Origin of the sequence: Escherichia sp. E2562, from assembly GCF_005781075.1 — a bacterium.
GTDB lineage: Bacteria > Pseudomonadota > Gammaproteobacteria > Enterobacterales > Enterobacteriaceae > Escherichia.
In genome coordinates this window covers 42,774-62,741 of record NZ_VATM01000003.1, presented here as the reverse complement: position 1 = coordinate 62,741, position 19,968 = coordinate 42,774, and the positions used below count along the sequence as shown (strand labels likewise).

At 54.1% G+C, this 19,968-nt stretch carries 18 protein-coding genes; 10 read left to right on the top strand and 8 right to left on the bottom strand.

All coding sequences use genetic code 11. The features are described 5' to 3' along the window. Positions 1-59: 59 nt before the first annotated feature. The 4 genes from gluQRS to thpR form a co-directional block, all read right to left on the bottom strand. The gene (gene gluQRS, locus FEK43_RS04230; RefSeq protein WP_135383394.1) at positions 60-956 is read right to left on the bottom strand and encodes a tRNA glutamyl-Q(34) synthetase GluQRS; all 897 of its coding nucleotides are present in this window, start codon (positions 954-956) and stop codon (positions 60-62) included. Positions 957-1,022: 66 nt separating this feature from the next. Next, complete coding sequence (gene dksA / locus FEK43_RS04225) at positions 1,023-1,478, bottom strand: RNA polymerase-binding protein DksA (protein WP_001155227.1); 456 nt, start codon at positions 1,476-1,478, stop codon at positions 1,023-1,025. A 177-nt stretch (positions 1,479-1,655) separates the two neighbouring features. Next, entirely contained in the window at positions 1,656-2,360 is a 705-nt protein-coding gene (gene sfsA, locus FEK43_RS04220) for a DNA/RNA nuclease SfsA (RefSeq protein ID WP_135406069.1), read from the bottom strand. Between the two features lie 14 nt (positions 2,361-2,374). After that, complete coding sequence (gene thpR / locus FEK43_RS04215) at positions 2,375-2,905, bottom strand: RNA 2',3'-cyclic phosphodiesterase (protein WP_135406070.1); 531 nt, start codon at positions 2,903-2,905, stop codon at positions 2,375-2,377. Positions 2,906-2,978: 73 nt separating this feature from the next. On the opposite strand from thpR, the gene hrpB reads away from it, so the two are divergent. The 6 genes from hrpB (at position 2,979) to fhuB (ending at position 14,272) form a co-directional block, all read left to right on the top strand. Then, on the top strand, positions 2,979-5,408 hold the full coding sequence (gene hrpB, locus FEK43_RS04210) for an ATP-dependent helicase HrpB (protein WP_135406071.1): 2,430 nt from the start codon (positions 2,979-2,981) through the stop codon (positions 5,406-5,408). A 162-nt stretch (positions 5,409-5,570) separates the two neighbouring features. Beyond that, positions 5,571-8,093, top strand: a complete 2,523-nt coding sequence (gene mrcB, locus FEK43_RS04205; protein WP_130257830.1) for a bifunctional glycosyl transferase/transpeptidase — start codon at positions 5,571-5,573, stop codon at positions 8,091-8,093. Positions 8,094-8,311: 218 nt separating this feature from the next. Further along, complete coding sequence (gene fhuA, locus FEK43_RS04200) at positions 8,312-10,555, top strand: ferrichrome porin FhuA (protein WP_135406072.1); 2,244 nt, start codon at positions 8,312-8,314, stop codon at positions 10,553-10,555. 50 nt (positions 10,556-10,605) lie between these two features. Then, a complete protein-coding gene (fhuC, locus tag FEK43_RS04195) occupies positions 10,606-11,403 on the top strand; it encodes a Fe3+-hydroxamate ABC transporter ATP-binding protein FhuC (RefSeq protein ID WP_135406073.1) in 798 nt (265 codons plus the stop codon). Then, positions 11,403-12,293: a Fe(3+)-hydroxamate ABC transporter substrate-binding protein FhuD gene (gene fhuD, locus FEK43_RS04190; protein ID WP_130204999.1), complete on the top strand. Its 891-nt coding sequence runs from the start codon at positions 11,403-11,405 to the stop codon at positions 12,291-12,293. Before fhuC ends, fhuD begins: the two co-directional genes overlap by 1 nt. After that, positions 12,290-14,272: a Fe(3+)-hydroxamate ABC transporter permease FhuB gene (gene fhuB / locus FEK43_RS04185; RefSeq protein ID WP_135406074.1), complete on the top strand. Its 1,983-nt coding sequence runs from the start codon at positions 12,290-12,292 to the stop codon at positions 14,270-14,272. The genes fhuD and fhuB overlap by 4 nt, the downstream gene beginning before the upstream one ends. Positions 14,273-14,409: 137 nt before the next feature. On the opposite strand, the gene hemL is transcribed toward fhuB, so the two are convergent. Further along, a complete protein-coding gene (hemL, locus tag FEK43_RS04180) occupies positions 14,410-15,690 on the bottom strand; it encodes a glutamate-1-semialdehyde 2,1-aminomutase (RefSeq protein ID WP_130205003.1) in 1,281 nt (426 codons plus the stop codon). A gap of 161 nt (positions 15,691-15,851) precedes the next feature. On the opposite strand from hemL, the gene FEK43_RS22980 reads away from it, so the two are divergent. The 4 genes from FEK43_RS22980 to erpA are packed head-to-tail and all read left to right on the top strand — an operon-like array spanning position 15,852 to position 17,758. Further along, a complete protein-coding gene (locus FEK43_RS22980; protein WP_214251109.1) occupies positions 15,852-15,914 on the top strand; it encodes a hypothetical protein in 63 nt (20 codons plus the stop codon). Then, positions 15,911-17,332: a H(+)/Cl(-) exchange transporter ClcA gene (clcA, locus tag FEK43_RS04175; protein ID WP_138158438.1), complete on the top strand. Its 1,422-nt coding sequence runs from the start codon at positions 15,911-15,913 to the stop codon at positions 17,330-17,332. Before FEK43_RS22980 ends, clcA begins: the two co-directional genes overlap by 4 nt. 23 nt (positions 17,333-17,355) lie before the next feature. Then, on the top strand, positions 17,356-17,421 hold the full coding sequence (gene yadW, locus FEK43_RS04170; protein WP_120795373.1) for a small protein YadW: 66 nt from the start codon (positions 17,356-17,358) through the stop codon (positions 17,419-17,421). Next, positions 17,414-17,758, top strand: a complete 345-nt coding sequence (erpA, locus tag FEK43_RS04165) for an iron-sulfur cluster insertion protein ErpA (protein ID WP_001295564.1) — start codon at positions 17,414-17,416, stop codon at positions 17,756-17,758. The genes yadW and erpA overlap by 8 nt, the downstream gene beginning before the upstream one ends. A 46-nt stretch (positions 17,759-17,804) precedes the next feature. On the opposite strand, the gene FEK43_RS04160 is transcribed toward erpA, so the two are convergent. Genes FEK43_RS04160 through mtnN form a run of 3 tightly spaced genes read right to left on the bottom strand, consistent with a single transcriptional unit; the run spans position 17,805 to position 19,957 of the window. Continuing rightward, positions 17,805-18,428: a TRIC cation channel family protein gene (locus tag FEK43_RS04160; RefSeq protein WP_064525034.1), complete on the bottom strand. Its 624-nt coding sequence runs from the start codon at positions 18,426-18,428 to the stop codon at positions 17,805-17,807. A gap of 37 nt (positions 18,429-18,465) precedes the next feature. Next, the gene (gene btuF, locus FEK43_RS04155; protein ID WP_130205008.1) at positions 18,466-19,266 is read right to left on the bottom strand and encodes a vitamin B12 ABC transporter substrate-binding protein BtuF; all 801 of its coding nucleotides are present in this window, start codon (positions 19,264-19,266) and stop codon (positions 18,466-18,468) included. Beyond that, positions 19,259-19,957: a 5'-methylthioadenosine/S-adenosylhomocysteine nucleosidase gene (gene mtnN, locus FEK43_RS04150; RefSeq protein WP_064525028.1), complete on the bottom strand. Its 699-nt coding sequence runs from the start codon at positions 19,955-19,957 to the stop codon at positions 19,259-19,261. Before mtnN ends, btuF begins: the two co-directional genes overlap by 8 nt. Positions 19,958-19,968 lie beyond the last annotated feature (11 nt).

Sequence of the window (19,968 nt, the reverse complement as noted above, 5' to 3'; positions counted from 1 at the left end):
AATACACCTCGGTAGTGTCAAACATCATTCAGGACAAAAAAATAGCGGCTAATCATAGCTCAGCATGACGCATTTGAGAATGTTGAATTTACAATTGCCGACTCTGGCACGGCGGTCAGCGTCCAGTTTTTGACGGCTGACTGAAGGATTTGCTCTACGCTGTAATCCTGCCAGTGCGCTTCTGCCTGCTGACCCAGAAAATGAAGTGCCGCGATTAGCACAGGGCGCGGATCGCCTTTCGGTAATGCAGGCGCATGATTCTGCTTGGAAAGTTTAGTTCCTTGTGCGTTTAGCGCCAGCGGTAAATGAATGTAATCTGGCACCTGCCAGCCAAAAAGCTGGTACAGCGAGATTTGCCGCACTGTCGGTTCAATTAAATCTGCCCCACGAACAATTTCTGTGACGCCCTGGAAGTGATCATCGACCACCACCGCCAGGTTATAGGCAAACAAACCATCACGACGATGAATAATAAAATCTTCTCGCGCCAGTTTTTCGTCGGCGTGAATAATTCCGCGTAGTTGATCAGTAAACTGCGTGACCGGATACAACTGCCGAATACGCACAGCCGCGTTGTCTGGTCCATGATGCAATGTTCGGCAATGACCGTCGTAAATACCGCCAATGCTTTGGATACGCGCACGCGTGCAGGTGCAGTAATAACTTAGCTCTTGCTCATGTAACCAGGCGAGTGCTTCGCGATAGGCGTCGTGACGTTGGGATTGCCAAAGAACATCGCCGTCCCAGTGCAGGCCGTAATGTTCCAGCTGGCGCAGGATAGTTTCTGCGGCACCGGGAACTTCACGAGGCGGGTCGATATCTTCAATGCGTACCAGCCAGCGACCTTGCCGGGCGCGAGCCTGCAAATAGCTGCCAAGCGCAGCAATCAGAGAGCCAAAATGAAGTTCGCCGGAAGGTGAGGGGGCGAAGCGACCAATATACTGTGTGTCTGTCATCTCTTTGAACAAAAAATAAGGCGGGAGTATTTCCCGCCTGTGGTAAACGTGATGGAACGGCTGTAATTAGCCAGCCATCTGTTTTTCGCGAATTTCAGCCAGCGTTTTGCAGTCGATGCACAGATCGGCTGTCGGGCGCGCTTCCAGACGACGAATACCAATTTCAACACCGCAAGATTCGCAGTAGCCGAAATCTTCGTCTTCCACTTTTTTCAGCGTCTTCTCGATCTTTTTGATCAGCTTACGCTCGCGATCGCGGTTACGCAGTTCGAGGCTGAACTCTTCTTCCTGGGCTGCACGGTCTACCGGGTCCGGGAAGTTGGCTGCTTCATCCTGCATATGTGTAACGGTGCGATCGACTTCATCCCTGAGTTGATTACGCCATGCTTCCAGAATACGACGGAAGTGCGCCAGCTGGGCTTCGTTCATATACTCTTCGCCCGGCTTCTCCTGATATGGCTCCACCCCAGCGATGGCGAGAATACTCAGGGACGATGTTTTACGGTTTTGCCCTTCTTGCATGTTGCTTCTCCTTAACACGCACTATCGATCCCCATGTTCGGGGGAAAAATGAGGCCGCTATAAATAGCAGATGCTTTTCCGGATAGCAATTATCTAAACGTAACACTTGACAACTGTGTGAGGAAAAGCGTATTTGCGCACGCGACCAGAATGTAAATTAACCAGTTACTTACACTACTACAATGTAACCGGCAGTGATTTTTTAAGAGCCATACCTTCAGCAGAAAGTTCCGCTTTATAAGCCAGAATTTCTACTCCCCTCTGTTGTGCTTCTGACAATAGTTGCGCGTATTTCTCATCGATGTGGCGCGCGGGTGAAAACCGTGTAATGGCTGAATGCAGTACAGCGAAAAAAATCACCGCACGTTGGCTTTCAGCCGCTACGCTCATCAACTCCCGAAGATGTTTCTGCCCACGTTGGGTAACGGCATCGGGAAAGTAACCTTGCTCATTTTCCGCTAACGTAACCGATTTCACTTCAATATAGCAGTCAGGTCGAAACCTCGCCTGTAACATGAGGTCAATACGACTGCGCTCGGCACCGTATTTTACTTCGCTTTTCAGCGAGCTATAGCCTGATAGCTCCGAAATTTCCCCATTAAGGATAGCCTCTTTCGTCAATCTATTCGCCCAAAGCGTATTAACGCAAATAAATGCGCCGCTTTGGCTTTGGGTTAATTCCCAGGTGTGCGGGTATTTCCGTTTTGTATTGTCGGAAGTCGAATACCAGACGGTATCGCCAGGCGTTGCACAACCGGTCATCGCGCCAGTGTTGGGGCAGTGTAGCGTCAATTCACGACCATCAGGTGTGATCACATCGGCTAAAAAGCGTTTATAACGCTGAATTAGCGTGGCGCGCTGTAAAGGAGGAGAAAATTCCATTATGACAATCCTTTTTATTGCGTCAGCGTCCAGCGTTTGAGCGGTGTGTAGCGTGTACGCCCACAGGCAAACGAGGAAGCATAAAGAGTGAACTCCTTCACCTCATATGACCAATTAAAACCAGGCGGTGGGATTGTTACCGCCTCGCTGGCGTCGCGCAATAAGGTGATATGCGGATGAAATGGTCGATTGCTTTGAAAACAACCACTGCGTGCTGCCTGAGAACGAAGCATATTCGCCAGTTGGATTAAGCCGCGCGGCGGCTGGCGCATACCCAACCATACCACGCGTGAACGCAGCCACTGACCTGCGTCATCAAGCGTGAGTGTAAAACCGGGTTGACGAATTCGCCCGGCCAGCAGTGAGAGCGCCTTTTCTTTGTCTGCGCTTACTTCGCCTAAAAACGCCAACGTCAGATGCAAATTCTCAGCAGCAACCGGGCGGCCCGCTTCAGGTGGAAACTGTGCGGCGCGCCAGTGAATAATCTGTTCGCGGATTTCAGCAGGTAGGTCAATGGCAAAGAACAGCCGTTGCGGTTCAGACATGTCAGGCACTCGGTTATGAATTACCGCGATGCTACAATGTGGCGCGAAGAATGTTAACCCTCTGGAGCGTTTTGTGTCGTCGTTACCCGTTGCAGCCGTCTTACCTGAATTACTTGCCGCCCTCGATTATGCGCCGCAGGTGTTATTAAGTGCGCCGACCGGAGCCGGAAAATCGACCTGGCTACCGCTGCAACTGCTGGCGCATTCAGGGATTCACGGGAAAATCATCCTGTTGGAGCCACGTCGACTGGCGGCGCGTAACGTTGCGCAACGCCTGGCGGAGCTGCTGAACGAAAAGCCTGGCGACACAGTTGGCTACCGGATGCGTGCGCAAAACTGCGTCGGGCCGAATACTCGTCTGGAAGTGGTCACCGAAGGCGTGTTGACGCGCATGATCCAGCGCGACCCGGAACTGAACGGCGTGGGGCTGGTGATCCTCGATGAATTTCATGAACGCAGTTTGCAGGCGGATTTGGCGCTGGCGTTGTTACTCGATGTGCAACAAGGTCTGCGCGATGACTTAAAGCTGCTAATTATGTCGGCTACGCTGGATAACGATCGCTTGCAGCAGATGCTGCCAGAAGCGCCCGTTGTTGTTTCCGAAGGGCGCTCGTATCCGGTGGAGCGCCGCTATTTGCCGTTGCCTGCACACCAACGCTTTGACGAAGCAGTAGCTGCCGCTACCGCCGAATTGCTGCGCCAGGAAACTGGGTCATTACTGTTATTTTTACCTGGTGTCGGAGAAATTCAGCGCGTGCAGGAACAATTGGCGTCACGTATCGGCAGTGATGTGTTGCTCTGCCCGCTGTATGGCGCGTTGTCGCTGAACGATCAGCGAAAAGCTATCCTCCCTGCGCCGCAAGGAATGCGCAAAGTGGTGCTGGCGACCAACATCGCTGAAACCAGTCTAACCATCGAAGGTATCCGTCTGGTGATGGATTGCGCCCAGGAAAGGGTTGCGCGCTTTGATCCGCGTACGGGTCTTACTCGGTTGATCACTCAGCGCGTTAGTCAGGCGTCGATGACGCAACGTGCCGGGCGCGCCGGGCGTCTGGAGCCAGGTATTTGCCTGCATTTAATCGCTAAAGAGCAGGCGGAACGCGCCGCAGCGCAAAGTGAACCGGAGATCTTACAAAGCGATCTCTCCGGTTTGTTGATGGAATTACTGCAATGGGGATGTAGCGATCCGGCACAGATGAACTGGCTGGATCACCCGCCAGCGGTGAATCTACAGGCGGCGAAACGTCTGTTACACATGCTGGGGGCGCTGGACGGTGAACGGCTTAGTGCGCAAGGGCAAAAAATGGCGGCGCTGGGTAACGATCCGCGTTTAGCGGCAATGCTGGTGAGTGCGAAGAGCGACGATGAAGCGGCTACCGCCGCAAAAATTGCCGCCATACTCGAAGAACCGCCACGGATGCGGAATGGCGATCTTGGCGTGGCGTTCTCGCGTAATCAACCAGCCTGGCAGCAACGTAGTCAGCAACTGTTGAAACGCTTAAACGTTCGCGGCGGTGAGGAGGACAGTTCGCTTATTGCGCCGCTACTCACCCGAGCGTTTGCCGATCGTATTGCTCGTCGGCGTGGGCAAGATGGTCGCTATCAACTGGCGAACGGCATGGGGGCGATGCTGGATGCCGACGACGCGTTAAACCGCCACGAATGGCTGATCGCACCGTTATTATTGCAGGGCAGCGCCTCGCCGGATGCGCGGATTTTGCTGGCGCTGCCGGTCGATATTGATACGTTAGTAGAACGTTGCCCGCAACTGGTGCATCAGTCTGACACTGTGGAGTGGGACGACGCTCAAGGCACGCTGAAAGCCTGGCGTCGGCTGCAAATTGGCCAGCTCACGGTAAAAGTGCAGCCACTAGCGAAACCTTCGGAAGAAGAATTACATCAGGCGATGCTTAACGGTATACGCGATAAAGGATTAAACGTCCTCAACTGGACGCCAGAAGCGGAACAGCTACGCCTGCGTTTACTGTGCGCTGCGAAGTGGTTACCAGAGTATGACTGGCCAGCGGTCGATGACGCGAGTTTATTGGCGACGCTTGAAACGTGGTTGTTGCCGCATATGAGCGGCGTACATTCGCTACGTGGCCTGAAATCAGTCGATATTTACCAGGCGCTGCATGGATTACTCGATTGGGGAATGCAGCAACGTCTGGTGAGTTCCCTGCCTGCGCATTACACTGTGCCGACGGGAAGTCGGATCGCCATTCGTTATCATGAAGATAACCCGCCTGCGCTGGCAGTAAGAATGCAGGAGATGTTTGGCGAAGCCACCAATCCGACAATCGCCCAGGGGCGTGTGCCACTGGTGCTGGAGTTGCTTTCACCCGCCCAAAGGCCGCTGCAAATCACGCGTGATTTGGGGGCCTTCTGGAAAGGGGCGTATCGTGAGGTGCAAAAGGAGATGAAAGGGCGTTATCCCAAACACGTCTGGCCGGACGACCCGGCGAATACCGCACCAACGCGGCGGACGAAAAAGTATTCGTAAGGTTGGTAAACGGGCATAGGGGCAATGTGCGCGCTGATGCCCTCACCCCGGCCCTCTCCCACAGGGAGAGGGAGAAAAGCATTTTGAGAGATATCTTCTTCTGTATTGCAAAAGAAGAACAGAAAATCGGGCTTTTGCGCCTGAATATTGCGGAGAAAAAGCATGGCCGGGAATGACCGCGAGCCAATTGGACGCAAAGGGAAACCGACGCGTCCAGTCAAACAAAAGGTAAGCCGTCGTCGTTACGAAGACGACGATGATTACGACGATTATGATGACTATGAGGACGAAGAACCGATGCCGCGCAAAGGAAAGGGCAAAGGAAAAGGGCGTAAGCCTCGTGGCAAACGCGGCTGGTTATGGCTGCTGCTAAAACTGGCTATCGTTTTTGCCGTGCTGATCGCCATTTACGGCGTTTATCTCGATCAAAAAATTCGTAGCCGTATTGATGGCAAGGTCTGGCAGTTGCCAGCGGCGGTCTATGGCCGAATGGTTAACCTTGAACCAGATATGACCATCAGCAAGAACGAGATGGTGAAACTGCTGGAGGCGACCCAGTATCGTCAGGTGTCGAAGATGACCCGTCCTGGCGAATTTACCGTGCAGGCCAACAGCATTGAAATGATCCGCCGTCCGTTTGATTTCCCGGACAGTAAAGAAGGGCAGGTGCGTGCGCGTCTGACTTTTGATGGTGATCATCTGGCGACCATCGTCAATATGGAGAACAACCGTCAGTTCGGTTTCTTCCGTCTTGATCCGCGCCTGATCACCATGATCTCCTCACCAAATGGTGAGCAGCGTCTGTTTGTGCCGCGCAGTGGTTTCCCGGACTTGCTGGTAGATACCTTGCTGGCGACAGAAGACCGTCATTTCTACGAGCATGATGGCATCAGCCTCTACTCCATTGGACGTGCGGTGCTGGCGAACCTGACAGCCGGACGCACGGTGCAGGGGGCGAGTACACTGACGCAACAGTTAGTGAAAAACCTGTTCCTCTCCAGCGAACGTTCTTACTGGCGTAAAGCGAACGAAGCCTATATGGCGTTGATCATGGATGCACGTTACAGCAAAGATCGCATTCTTGAGCTGTATATGAACGAGGTGTATCTCGGTCAGAGCGGCGACAACGAAATTCGTGGCTTCCCGCTGGCGAGCCTGTACTACTTTGGTCGCCCGGTAGAAGAGTTGAGCCTTGACCAGCAGGCGCTGTTAGTTGGCATGGTGAAAGGCGCGTCGATCTACAACCCGTGGCGTAATCCGAAACTGGCGCTGGAGCGACGTAACCTGGTGCTGCGTTTGCTGCAACAACAGCAGATTATTGACGGCGAACTGTATGAAATGCTGAGTGCGCGACCGCTGGGCGTACAGCCACGCGGCGGAGTAATCTCTCCTCAGCCAGCCTTTATGCAGCTGGTGCGTCAGGAGTTGCAGGCGAAACTGGGCGATAAGGTGAAAGATCTCTCTGGTGTGAAGATCTTCACTACTTTTGACTCAGTGGCCCAGGATGCGGCAGAAAAAGCTGCCGTAGAAGGCATTCCTGCACTGAAGAAACAGCGTAAGTTGAGCGATCTGGAAACGGCGATTGTCGTCGTTGACCGCTTTAGTGGCGAAGTCCGTGCGATGGTCGGGGGGGCTGAACCGCAGTTCGCGGGCTACAACCGTGCGATGCAGGCGCGTCGTTCGATTGGTTCACTGGCAAAACCAGCGACTTACCTTACGGCGTTAAGCCAGCCGAAAATCTATCGCCTGAACACGTGGATTGCTGATGCGCCAATCGCGCTGCGTCAGCCGAACGGTCAGGTCTGGTCACCGCAGAACGATGATCGTCGCTATAGCGAAAGCGGCAGAGTGATGCTGGTGGATGCGTTGACCCGTTCGATGAACGTGCCGACGGTGAATCTGGGGATGGCGCTGGGGCTGCCTGCGGTTACGGATACCTGGATCAAACTGGGCGTGCCGAAAGACCAGTTGAATCCAGTTCCGGCAATGTTGCTGGGAGCGCTGAACTTAACGCCAATCGAAGTGGCGCAGGCGTTCCAGACTATCGCCAGCGGCGGTAACCGCGCGCCGCTTTCTGCGCTGCGTTCGGTAATCGCGGAAGATGGTAAGGTGCTGTATCAGAGCTTCCCGCAGGCGGAACGCGCAGTTCCGGCGCAGGCGGCGTATCTGACGCTGTGGACCATGCAGCAAGTGGTGCAACGTGGTACAGGGCGTCAGCTTGGGGCGAAATATCCAAATCTGCATCTGGCAGGGAAAACGGGGACTACCAACAACAACGTTGATACCTGGTTTGCGGGCATTGACGGCAGCACGGTGACCATCACCTGGGTAGGCCGCGATAACAACCAGCCGACTAAGCTGTACGGTGCCAGCGGGGCGATGTCGATTTACCAGCGTTATCTGGCTAATCAGACACCAACGCCGCTGAATCTTGTACCGCCGGAAGATATCGTGGATATGGGCGTGGATTACGACGGTAACTTTGTTTGCAGCGGTGGTATGCGTACTTTGCCGGTCTGGACCAGCGATCCGCAATCGCTGTGCCAGCAGAGTGAGGTACAGCAGCAGCCGTCAGGCAATCCATTTGATCAGTCTTCACAGCCGCAACAGCAACCTGCTCAACAGCAGCAGAAAGACAGCGACGGCGTGGCAGGCTGGATCAAGGATATGTTTGGTAGTAATTAACGTCTAAGCGTGACATACCGGATGGCGAGTAGCCATCCGGTAAAATAACATCCCTCCAAAAGCATTAACCCTTTCTTTTCATCTGGTTATTTATTGACCCTTTGGTTGGATCTCTGATGGGTACTGCTTGCTATCGTCTCGCCGTTTCGAATATTATTTTATCTTTATAATAATCATTCTCGTTTACGTTATCATTCACTTTCATCAGAGATATACCAATGGCGCGTTCCAAAACTGCTCAGCCAAAACACTCGCTGCGTAAAATCGCAGTTGTAGTAGCCACAGCGGTTAGCGGCATGTCTGTTTATGCACAGGCAGCGGTTGAACCGAAAGAAGACACTATCACCGTTACCGCTGCACCTGCGCCGCAAGAAAGCGCATGGGGGCCGGCTGCAACTATTGCGGCGCGACAGTCCGCCACCGGCACCAAAACAGATACGCCGATTCAAAAAGTGCCACAGTCTATTTCTGTTGTGACCGCCGAAGAGATGGCGCTGCATCAGCCGAAGTCAGTTAAAGAGGCGCTTAGCTACACCCCTGGCGTTGCCGTGGGAACCCGTGGCGCATCCAACACTTACGATTACCTGATCATCCGTGGTTTCGCAGCTGACGGTCAAAGCCAGAACAACTATCTGAATGGCCTGAAGATGCAGGGCAACTTCTATAACGATGCGGTCATCGACCCGTATATGCTGGAGCGCGCTGAAATCATGCGTGGTCCGGTATCTGTGCTGTACGGAAAAAGCAGCCCTGGCGGCTTGCTGAATATGGTCAGCAAGCGCCCGACCACCGAACCGCTGAAAGAAATTCAGTTTAAAGCAGGGACTGATAGCCTGTTCCAGACCGGTTTTGATTTCAGCGATGCGCTGGATGATGATGGCGTTTACTCTTATCGTCTGACCGGACTTGCGCGCTCTGCCAATGCCCAGCAAAAGGGCGCGGAAGAGCAGCGTTATGCTATTGCTCCAGCGTTCACCTGGCGTCCGGACGATAAAACCAATTTCACCTTCCTTTCTTACTTCCAGAATGAACCGGAAACCGGTTATTACGGCTGGTTGCCGAAAGAAGGGACCGTCGATACGCTGCCAAACGGTAAGCGTCTGCCGACTGACTTTAACGAAGGGGCGAAGAACAACACCTATTCTCGTAATGAGAAGATGATTGGCTACAGCTTCGACCACGAATTTAACGACACCTTTACCGTGCGTCAGAACCTGCGCTTTGCTGAAAACAAAACCTCGCAAAACAGCGTTTATGGTTACGGCGTCTGCTCCGATCCGGCGAATGCTTACAGCCAGCAGTGTGCATCTTTAGCGCCAGCGGATAAAGGCCATTATCTGGCGCGTAAATACGTCGTTGATGATGAGAAGCTGCAAAACTTCTCTGTTGATACCCAGTTGCAAAGCAAATTCGCCACTGGCGATATCGACCACACCCTGCTGACCGGTGTCGACTTTATGCGTATGCGTAATGACATCAACGCCTGGTTTGGTTACGACGACTCTGTGCCACTGCTCGATCTGTACAATCCGGTGAATACCGATTTCGATTTCAATGCCAAAGATCCGGCAAACTCCGGCCCGTACCGCATTCTGAATAAGCAGAAGCAAACGGGTATTTACGTTCAGGATCAGGCGCAGTGGGATAAAGTGCTGGTCACCCTGGGCGGTCGTTACGACTGGGCAGATCAAGAATCTCTTAACCGCGTAGCGGGAACGACAGATAAACGTGATGACAAACAGTTCACCTGGCGTGGTGGCGTTAACTACCTGTTTGATAACGGCGTAACACCGTACTTCAGCTATAGCGAATCGTTTGAACCTTCTTCACAGGTCGGGAAGGATGGTAATATTTTCGCACCGTCTAAAGGTAAGCAGTACGAAGTCGGCGTGAAATACGTACCGGAAGATCGCCCAATTGTGGTGACTGGCGCGCTGTATAATCTCACCAAAACCAACAACCTGATGGCGGATCCTGAGGGTTCCTTCTTCTCGGTTGAAGGTGGCGAGATCCGTGCGCGTGGCGTAGAGATCGAAGCAAAAGCGGCGCTGTCGGCGAGTGTTAACGTGGTCGGTTCTTATACCTATACCGACGCGGAATACACCACCGATACCACCTACAAAGGCAATACGCCTGCGCAGGTGCCAAAACATATGGCTTCTCTGTGGGCTGATTACACCTTCTTTGACGGTCCACTTTCAGGTCTGACTCTGGGTACTGGCGGTCGTTATACTGGCTCCAGCTACGGCGATCCGGCGAACTCCTTTAAAGTGGGAAGTTATACGGTCGTGGATGCGTTAGTGCGTTATGATCTGGCGCGAGTCGGTATGGCTGGCTCCAACGTAGCGCTGCATGTTAACAACCTGTTCGATCGTGAATACGTCGCCAGCTGCTTTAACACCTATGGCTGCTTCTGGGGCGCAGAACGTCAGGTCGTTGCAACCGCAACCTTCCGTTTCTAATTTTCTCTTTGGGGCACGGATTTCCGTGCCCGCTTCACAAGTTGGCTGTTATGCAGGAATACACGAATCATTCCGATACCACTTTTGCACTGCGTAATATCTCCTTTCGTGTGCCAGGGCGCACGCTTTTGCATCCGCTGTCGTTAACCTTTCCTGCCGGGAAAGTGACCGGTCTGATTGGTCACAACGGTTCTGGTAAATCCACTCTGCTCAAAATGCTTGGCCGTTATCAGCCACCGTCGGAAGGCGAAATCCTTCTTGATACCCAGCCGCTGGAAAGCTGGAGCAGCAAAGCTTTCGCCCGCAAAGTGGCTTATTTGCCGCAGCAGCTTCCTCCGGCAGAAGGGATGACCGTGCGTGAACTGGTGGCGATTGGTCGTTACCCGTGGCATGGTGCGCTGGGGCGCTTTGGCGCGGCAGATCGCGAAAAGGTCGAAGAGGCGATTTCGCTGGTTGGCTTAAAACCGCTGGCGCATCGGCTGGTCGATAGTCTCTCCGGCGGCGAGCGTCAGCGAGCGTGGATCGCCATGCTGGTGGCGCAGGACAGCCGTTGCCTGCTGCTGGATGAACCGACCTCGGCGCTGGATATCGCCCACCAGGTTGACGTGCTGGCGCTGGTGCATCGTTTAAGTCAGGAACGTGGTCTGACGGTCATTGCTGTGCTGCACGATATCAATATGGCGGCGCGCTATTGTGATTATCTGGTCGCCCTGCGCGGTGGTGAAATGATTGCTCAGGGAACGCCTGCGGAAATTATGCGCGGCGAAACCCTCGAAATGATTTATGGCATCCCGATGGGGATTTTGCCGCATCCGGCGGGTGCTGCACCTGTGAGTTTTGTTTATTGATGAGCGGTTTACCTCTTATTTCGCGCCGCCGACTGTTAACGGCGATGGCGCTTTCTCCGTTGCTATGGCAGATGAATACCGCCCGTGCGGCGGCTATTGATCCACATCGCGTTGTGGCGCTGGAGTGGTTGCCGGTGGAATTACTGCTGGCGCTCGGCATCGTACCTTACGGCGTGGCGGACACCATCAACTATCGCCTGTGGGTCAGCGAACCGCCATTGCCAGATTCGGTGATTGACGTTGGTTTGCGTACAGAACCTAACCTTGAACTGCTGACCGAAATGAAACCGTCGTTTATGGTCTGGTCGGCGGGATATGGCCCTTCGCCAGAAATGCTGGCACGCATTGCGCCGGGACGCGGATTTAACTTCAGCGACGGCAAACAGCCGCTGGCGATGGCGCGTAAATCGCTGACGGAAATGGCGGATTTACTTAATCTACAAAGCGCAGCAGAAACGCATTTAGCGCAATATGAAGACTTTATCCGCAGCATGAAACCCCGCTTTGTGAAGCGTGGAGCGCGCCCGTTATTGCTGACGTCGCTTCTTGATCCGCGCCATATGCTGGTCTTCGGACCAAACAGCCTGTTCCAGGAAATTCTCGATGAATACGGCATTGTGAATGCCTGGCAGGGAGAAACCAATTTCTGGGGCAGTACTACCGTCAGTATCGATCGTCTGGCGGCGTATAAAGATGTTGATGTGCTCTGTTTTGATCACGACAACAGCAAAGACATGGACGCGCTAATGGCAACCCCGCTGTGGCAGGCCATGCCGTTTGTCCGCGCCGGACGCTTTCAGCGCGTACCCGCAGTCTGGTTTTATGGTGCGACGCTTTCGGCAATGCACTTTGTACGTATTCTGGATAACGCCATCGGAGGTAAAGCGTGAGTAAACGAATTGCGCTTTTCCCTGCGTTATTGCTGGCGCTGTTGGTGATTGTCGCTACGGCGCTGACCTGGATGAACTTTTCGCAGGCGCTGCCGCGTAGCCAATGGGCGCAGGCTGCCTGGTCGCCGGATATCGATGTCATCGAGCAGATGATTTTTCACTACAGCTTGCTGCCGCGTCTGGCGATTTCGCTACTGGTGGGCGCGGGCCTGGGGCTGGTGGGCGTGCTGTTTCAGCAAGTGCTGCGTAACCCGCTGGCGGAACCGACGACGTTGGGCGTTGCTACAGGCGCGCAACTGGGGATTACCGTCACGACGCTCTGGGCGATCCCCGGCGCGATGGCGAGCCAGTTTGCTGCGCTGGCGGGCGCTTGTGTCGTTGGCTTAATCGTTTTTGGCGTCGCGTGGGGGAAACGGCTTTCGCCGGTAACGCTGATCCTCGCGGGGCTGGTGGTGAGCCTTTATTGCGGGGCAATTAATCAGCTACTGGTTATCTTCCATCACGACCAGCTGCAAAGCATGTTCCTGTGGAGCACCGGAACGCTGACGCAAACCGACTGGGGCGGCGTTGAGCGTTTATGGCCGCAGCTGCTGGGCGGCGTGATGCTGACGTTACTGCTACTTCGCCCGTTAACCCTGATGGGGCTTGATGATGGCGTGGCGCGCAATCTGGGGCTGGCCTTGTCGCTGGCGCGTCTGGCGGCACTGTCGCTGGCGATTGTCATCAGTGCGCTGCTGGTGAACGCGGTGGGGATTATCGGCTTTATCGGCTTGTTCGCGCCGCTGCTGGCAAAAATGCTGGGCGCGCGGCGTCTGCTGCCGCGACTGATGCTGGCGTCGCTGATTGGGGCGCTGATCCTCTGGCTTTCCGATCAAATCATCCTCTGGCTGACTCGCGTGTGGATGGAAGTTTCTACCGGCTCGGTCACTGCGTTGATCGGTGCGCCGCTGCTGCTGTGGCTGCTGCCGCGTTTACGCAGCATTAGTGCGCCAGATATGAAAGTGAACGATCGGGTGGCGACTGAACGTCAACATGTGCTGGCGTTTGTCCTCGCTGGCGGTGTGCTGCTGTTGATGGCTGTGGTGGTGGCGCTATCGTTTGGTCGTGATGCGCACGGCTGGACGTGGGCAAGCGGGGCGTTGCTCGAGGATTTGATGCCCTGGCGCTGGCCGCGAATTATGGCGGCGCTGTTTGCGGGCGTCATGCTGGCGGTGGCGGGCTGTATTATTCAGCGGCTGACCGGAAACCCGATGGCAAGCCCGGAAGTGCTGGGGATTAGCTCTGGCGCAGCGTTTGGCGTGGTACTGATGCTGTTTTTAGTGCCGGGTAATGCCTTTGGCTGGCTGTTACCCGCGGGAAGTCTCGGCGCGGCGGTGACGCTGTTGATCATTATGATTGCCGCCGGACGCGGTGGATTTTCCCCACACCGCATGTTACTGGCGGGGATGGCGTTAAGCACCGCGTTCACCATGCTTTTGATGATGTTGCAGGCGAGCGGTGACCCGCGAATGGCGCAAGTGCTGACCTGGATTTCTGGTTCGACCTACAACGCGACCGATGCGCAGGTCTGGCGCACGGGGATTGTGATGGTGATTTTGCTGGCGATTACCCCGCTGTGCCGCCGCTGGCTGACCATTTTACCGCTGGGTGGTGATACCGCGCGGGCCGTGGGGATGGCGCTAACGCCGACGCGAATTGCATTGCTGATGCTAGCGGCTTGCCTTACGGCGACCGCGACAATGACCATTGGACCGTTGAGTTTTGTCGGTTTAATGGCACCGCATATTGCGCGGATGATGGGCTTTCGACGGACGATGCCACATATTGTGATTTCGGCGTTGGTGGGTGGGTTGCTGCTGGTGTTCGCTGACTGGTGTGGGCGGATGGTGCTGTTTCCGTTCCAGATCCCGGCGGGGCTGCTGTCGACCTTTATCGGCGCGCCATATTTTATCTATTTGCTGAGAAAGCAGAGCCGTTAATTTGCCCATATAACGGCGCTGAACTGTAGGCCAGATAAGGTGCCGCATTCGACAAATAATGCCCGATGCGACGCTGACGCGTCTTATCGGGCCTACAAACGAAGGCGTTCACGCCGCATCCGGCAAACAATGTTGGATCACAACTTCGCAAACACCCGACGTGCAGCATCGATGGTGTTATTGATATCTTCCATGCTGTGCGCCACGGACATAAAGCCCGCTTCAAACGCTGACGGTGCCAGGTAAACACCTTCGTCCAGCATCATATGGAAGAAACGCTTGAAGCGCTCGACGTCACAGGACATCACATCCTGGTAGCATGTTACGGACTCGGCGTCGGTAAAGAAAATACCGAACATGCCGCCAACGTGGTTAACGACCAGCGGAATTCCCGCTTCTTCCGCCGCTTCCAGCAGACCTTCTGCCAGACGTGTTGTCAGCTCATCCAGTGTCTCGTGAACGCCCGGCTGCGCGACTTCATTCAGACAGGCGAAACCGGCGGCCATCGCAATCGGGTTACCGGAAAGCGTACCCGCCTGATACACCGGACCCGTCGGAGCCAGCGCATCCATCACATCACGACGACCGCCGAAGGCACCTACCGGCATTCCACCACCGATGATTTTGCCCAGACAGGTGAGATCTGGCACCACGCCGTAATAATCCTGTGCGCCAGCTAGCGCCACGCGGAAGCCAGTCATCACTTCATCGATGATCAGCAACGCGCCAAATTCGTCGCACAGCGCGCGCAGACCCGGCAGGAACTCTGGCAGCGGTGGGACACAGTTCATATTGCCTGCCACCGGCTCGACGATAATACAGGCAATCTCTTGCGGGTACTGTTCGAACGCGGCGCGTACAGAGGCCAGATCGTTATAAGTACAAGTTAAGGTATGTTTAGCGAAATCCGCCGGAACGCCCGGTGAGTTTGGCTGCCCTAAAGTGAGCGCGCCAGAACCGGCTTTCACCAGCAGGCAGTCAGCGTGACCGTGGTAGCAACCTTCGAATTTAATGATCTTGTCACGGCCAGTAAAACCACGGGCCAGGCGGATGGCGCTCATTGTCGCTTCGGTGCCGGAGTTCACCATGCGCACCATATCCATCGTCGGCACCAGTTCGGTCACCAGTTGCGCCATTTTCACTTCCATTTCGGTCGGCGCACCAAAGCTCAGACCGCGCTCGGCGGCTTCAATCACTGCGTTACGGATCGCCGGATGGTTATGGCCCAGCACCATCGGCCCCCAGGAACCGACATAATCGATATACGCTTTGCCATCAACATCATACAGATAAGCGCCGTCCGCTTTTTCGATAAACAGTGGAGTGCCGCCCACGCCAGTAAAGGCGCGAACAGGAGAGTTCACACCGCCAGGGATCAGCTCGCGCGCTGCGCTGTAAAGATTTTCAGACTTACTCATGGAGGGTTCCTGATTCGTAGAAAAAGTGAATGGCTGCTATTCTAGGTTATTCATAACAAGTTAAATACTCGTCAACAAGTTGCTTTTACTACTGCAACTTTGACTTCGTAGAGTATAAAAGTTTTGTGCATTTGAAACATTACGCTTTGCAAAGGATTTTCATTGAATGTGCGAGTAAAATGCCGTCATCTTATTTGTATGACCAATATGTGATCATTGGATGAAAACTGATACTCCCTCTTATGAAATACCGCAGGCTGCGCGTCTGCGACGCAGACAACTCATTCGCCAGCTTCTTGAGCGTGATAAAACGCCATTAGCTATTTTGTTTATGGCGGCGGTCGTCGGTACCCTTGTCGGGCTGGCAGCGGTTGCTTTTGACAAAGGTGTCGCCTGGTTGCAGAACCAACGAATGGGCGCGCTGGTACATACTGCCGATAATTACCCACTTCTGTTAACCGTTGCTTTTCTCTGTTCGGCAGCGCTGGCGATGTTCGGTTATTTCTTGGTGCGCAAATACGCGCCGGAAGCGGGGGGGTCGGGTATCCCGGAAATTGAAGGGGCGCTGGAAGATCAACGTCCCGTTCGCTGGTGGCGTGTATTGCCAGTGAAATTCTTTGGTGGTCTGGGGACGCTGGGCGGCGGTATGGTCCTGGGGCGCGAAGGGCCAACCGTGCAGATTGGCGGTAATATTGGCCGGATGGTGCTTGATATTTTCCGCATGAAAGGTGACGAAGCTCGCCATACGTTACTGGCAACCGGTGCGGCGGCGGGTCTGGCGGCGGCTTTTAATGCGCCGCTGGCGGGTATTCTTTTTATTATTGAAGAGATGCGTCCGCAGTTTCGCTATACGCTAATTTCGATTAAAGCGGTATTTATTGGCGTCATTATGTCGACCATTATGTACCGGGTATTTAATCACGAAGTTGCACTTATTGATGTCGGTAAACTTTCTGACGCCCCGCTCAATACGCTTTGGCTTTATCTGATCCTCGGTATTATTTTTGGTATCTTCGGCCCTGTTTTTAATAAATGGGTGCTGGGGATGCAGGATTTGCTGCATCGCGTACACGGCGGCAATATAACCAAATGGGTACTGATGGGCGGTGCGATTGGCGGTTTGTGTGGGCTGCTGGGGTTTGTCGCGCCTGAAACCTCCGGTGGCGGTTTTAACCTGATTCCTATCGCCACGGCGGGGAACTTCAGCATGGGAATGCTGGTATTTATCTTTGTCGCGCGGGTCATCACCACCTTACTCTGTTTCTCTTCCGGCGCGCCGGGCGGTATTTTTGCCCCGATGCTGGCGCTGGGTACCGTGCTGGGAACCGCGTTCGGAATGGTTGCCGTTGAACTGTTTCCGCAATATCACCTTGAAGCAGGCACCTTTGCTATTGCCGGAATGGGCGCGTTACTGGCGGCATCCATTCGTGCGCCGTTAACGGGGATCATTCTGGTATTAGAGATGACAGATAACTATCAGCTCATTTTGCCAATGATTATTACCGGTCTTGGCGCAACACTATTAGCACAATTTACCGGCGGAAAACCGCTATACTCGGCGATTCTTGCGCGCACGCTGGCAAAACAGGAAGCGGAGCAACTGGCGCGAGCCAAGGCCGCACCAGCCAGCGAGAATACTTGAACGAAATACCAGGGTATTAGATAATGGCGATTATTATTGGGTTAGAATTTGCCCAATTGCCGATGTCGTTTGGAGCAAAATATGAGTGATGACGTAGCACTGCCGCTGGAGTTTACCGACGCAGCAGCCAACAAAGTTAAAAGCCTGATCGCTGACGAAGATAACCCGAATCTGAAATTACGCGTATATATCACCGGTGGCGGTTGCAGCGGCTTCCAGTATGGTTTCACCTTTGATGATCAGGTGAACGAAGGCGATATGACCATCGAAAAACAGGGCGTTGGCCTGGTCGTTGACCCAATGAGCCTGCAATATCTGGTTGGTGGTTCCGTTGATTATACTGAAGGACTGGAAGGTTCGCGTTTCATCGTGACCAACCCGAACGCGAAAAGCACCTGTGGTTGCGGTTCTTCCTTCAGCATCTAATCTGCTGTTAATGTGCCGGATAAGCTATCCGGCACATCTACTCTCTTTAACGCCCATTCTCATCCAGCGCAAACGTCGGCAGTTTAAGATGCCAACGGATAGCTGCCAGTCGAATCAATAGCGTTACCACCATCCCCATCATACTGGCCGTTTCTAACGGGACGGAAAACGTATAATAAGCCGTAGCGTGGACAATACCGCCGATAATACAGGCTGTTGCGTAGATTTCTGTACGTAAAATCATGGGGATTTCGCGCGCCAGTACATCGCGAATGATCCCGCCGCCAACGCCCGTAATAACACCCATACATACCGCAATCAATGGACCCGCATCCGCATTAAAGGCTTTGTTGACGCCAATGCCAACAAAGACTGCCAACCCAACAGCATCCAGCACCGGCAGCATCCATTTCGGCAAGCGTCTTGGCTGGCGTACCAGGACGATCGTCAGCATGCTGGTTACCATTGCAACGACCAGATCGGTGGGATCTTTCACCCAAAATACCGGACCGTGATCCAGCGCCATGTCGCGAATGGTTCCACCGCCTACCGCGGTAACCACGCCTAATACCAGGACGCCAAAAGGGTCCATACGCAATTTTCCGGCAAGTAAAACGCCGGAGATGGCAAATACCGCTGTGCCGACTATATCCAGCCAATAGACGAGCATTGTTCAATCCCCACTGAGCACCTGAAAAGGTCAGGCGCTAATCCACTTGTGAAAGCGCATTACAGAGTTGTTGTGCAGCGAGGATAATACGTGGGCTTGCACGTTCAAACCAGTCACTTGTGAGAGGAATAATGGGAATTTTGAGCTGTTCACCCCAGTATTGCTCGATTTTAGGAGTTTGGTCCGATCCGCCAGTGATGACAATTGCCTGTGGCGCGCGTGCTAATACCTGTTCGCGGCTAACCTGCGGCCAGGGAACATGGCTGTTTTTAAAGATGTTTTCTCCACCGCAAACTTCCAGTACCTGGTTCTGAATCGACTCTTTTCCGCTGGTGAACGGCGGATTAATGCCGAATTGTAAGAAAACACGTTTTTTAGGCTTATCGGCGAATTTAGCTTTGAGTTGCGCATACTGTTCCAGCAAGGTTTGCGCGGCTTTCTCGGCCTTGTCAGGTTGCGGGCTCCACGGGGCCAGTTGACGTAACGCATCGGCAATTTGTTCAATGCTTGTCGCATCGACCCACATCACTTTTATTCCCAGCGAAGCAAGCTGGTCAACTTGCCGCTCGGCGTTACCCCCGCGCCAGGCTACGACCAGATCGGGTTTTAGCGCCACAATACGTTCCAGATTCATCCCTTGCCAGGTGGAAACCTGCTCTATTTTTTGTGCTTCTGGCGGATAGTCGGAATAACTGCTGACCGCTACCGGCGTGATCCCGGCGGCAAATGCGAGTTCGGTGTTAGCGGGGGAAAGTGTGATGACACGCGGCGCGGCGTTGAGCCACAGTGGCGCAAGAAAAGACAGGGCGACCAGCGCCCTGAAGAGTGACTTAGCCATGAGCCAGTTTCTGCACCAGTGACTCAACCATCAGGCTGGACTGTTTGGCAGCAACGGCCAGGAACTCGTCGAAGCTAAGGTGAGACTGTTGATCGGCGACGTCAGAGATGGCGCGCACCACCACAAACGGGACGTTAAAATTGTGGCAAACGTGAGCGATAGCCGTCGCTTCCATTTCTACTGCAATGGCCTGCGGGAAATTGTGGCGGATTTTCGCCAGACCAACAGAGCCGTTGATGAAAGCGTCGCCGCTAACAATCAGGCCACGTACAGCGTTAAGATTCAGTTCGGCAATGCAGGACTCGGCGGCAGCGATCAGTTTATCGTCAGCTTTGAAGCCTGCAGGGCAGCCAGGCAGTTGACCGTATTCATAGCCAAACGCCGTGACATCCGCGTCGTGATAACGTGCTTCGTCCGAGACAACGATATCGCCCACTTTCAGCGTTGGCGCCAGGCCACCCGCGGAACCGGTGTTAATAATCACATCAGGCTTGCAGTGTTCCAGCAGCAGAGTTGCACCCAGCGCCGCTGCGACTTTACCAATGCCTGATTTCAGAAGCGCAACCTCGGTTCCGTTCAGTTGGCCGGTATAGATTTCGCAACCGCCCAGGCTGATAGTTTGACGGTTTTCGATTTTGTCACGCAGCAGCGTAACTTCTTCTTCCATTGCACCAATGATGCCGATTTTCATAGATTTACTCG

Bases quoted from the DNA above. Each gene is read 5' to 3' on its own strand.
- gluQRS (WP_135383394.1), bottom strand. From the start codon at position 956: ATGACAGACACACAGTATATTGGTCGCTTCGCCCCCTCACCTTCCGGC.
- dksA (WP_001155227.1), bottom strand. From the start codon at position 1,478: ATGCAAGAAGGGCAAAACCGTAAAACATCGTCCCTGAGTATTCTCGCC.
- sfsA (WP_135406069.1), bottom strand. From the start codon at position 2,360: ATGGAATTTTCTCCTCCTTTACAGCGCGCCACGCTAATTCAGCGTTAT.
- thpR (WP_135406070.1), bottom strand. From the start codon at position 2,905: ATGTCTGAACCGCAACGGCTGTTCTTTGCCATTGACCTACCTGCTGAA.
- mrcB (WP_130257830.1), top strand. From the start codon at position 5,571: ATGGCCGGGAATGACCGCGAGCCAATTGGACGCAAAGGGAAACCGACG.
- fhuA (WP_135406072.1), top strand. From the start codon at position 8,312: ATGGCGCGTTCCAAAACTGCTCAGCCAAAACACTCGCTGCGTAAAATC.
- fhuC (WP_135406073.1), top strand. From the start codon at position 10,606: ATGCAGGAATACACGAATCATTCCGATACCACTTTTGCACTGCGTAAT.
- fhuD (WP_130204999.1), top strand. From the start codon at position 11,403: ATGAGCGGTTTACCTCTTATTTCGCGCCGCCGACTGTTAACGGCGATG.
- hemL (WP_130205003.1), bottom strand. From the start codon at position 15,690: ATGAGTAAGTCTGAAAATCTTTACAGCGCAGCGCGCGAGCTGATCCCT.
- clcA (WP_138158438.1), top strand. From the start codon at position 15,911: ATGAAAACTGATACTCCCTCTTATGAAATACCGCAGGCTGCGCGTCTG.
- erpA (WP_001295564.1), top strand. From the start codon at position 17,414: ATGAGTGATGACGTAGCACTGCCGCTGGAGTTTACCGACGCAGCAGCC.
- FEK43_RS04160 (WP_064525034.1), bottom strand. From the start codon at position 18,428: ATGCTCGTCTATTGGCTGGATATAGTCGGCACAGCGGTATTTGCCATC.
- btuF (WP_130205008.1), bottom strand. From the start codon at position 19,266: ATGGCTAAGTCACTCTTCAGGGCGCTGGTCGCCCTGTCTTTTCTTGCG.
- mtnN (WP_064525028.1), bottom strand. From the start codon at position 19,957: ATGAAAATCGGCATCATTGGTGCAATGGAAGAAGAAGTTACGCTGCTG.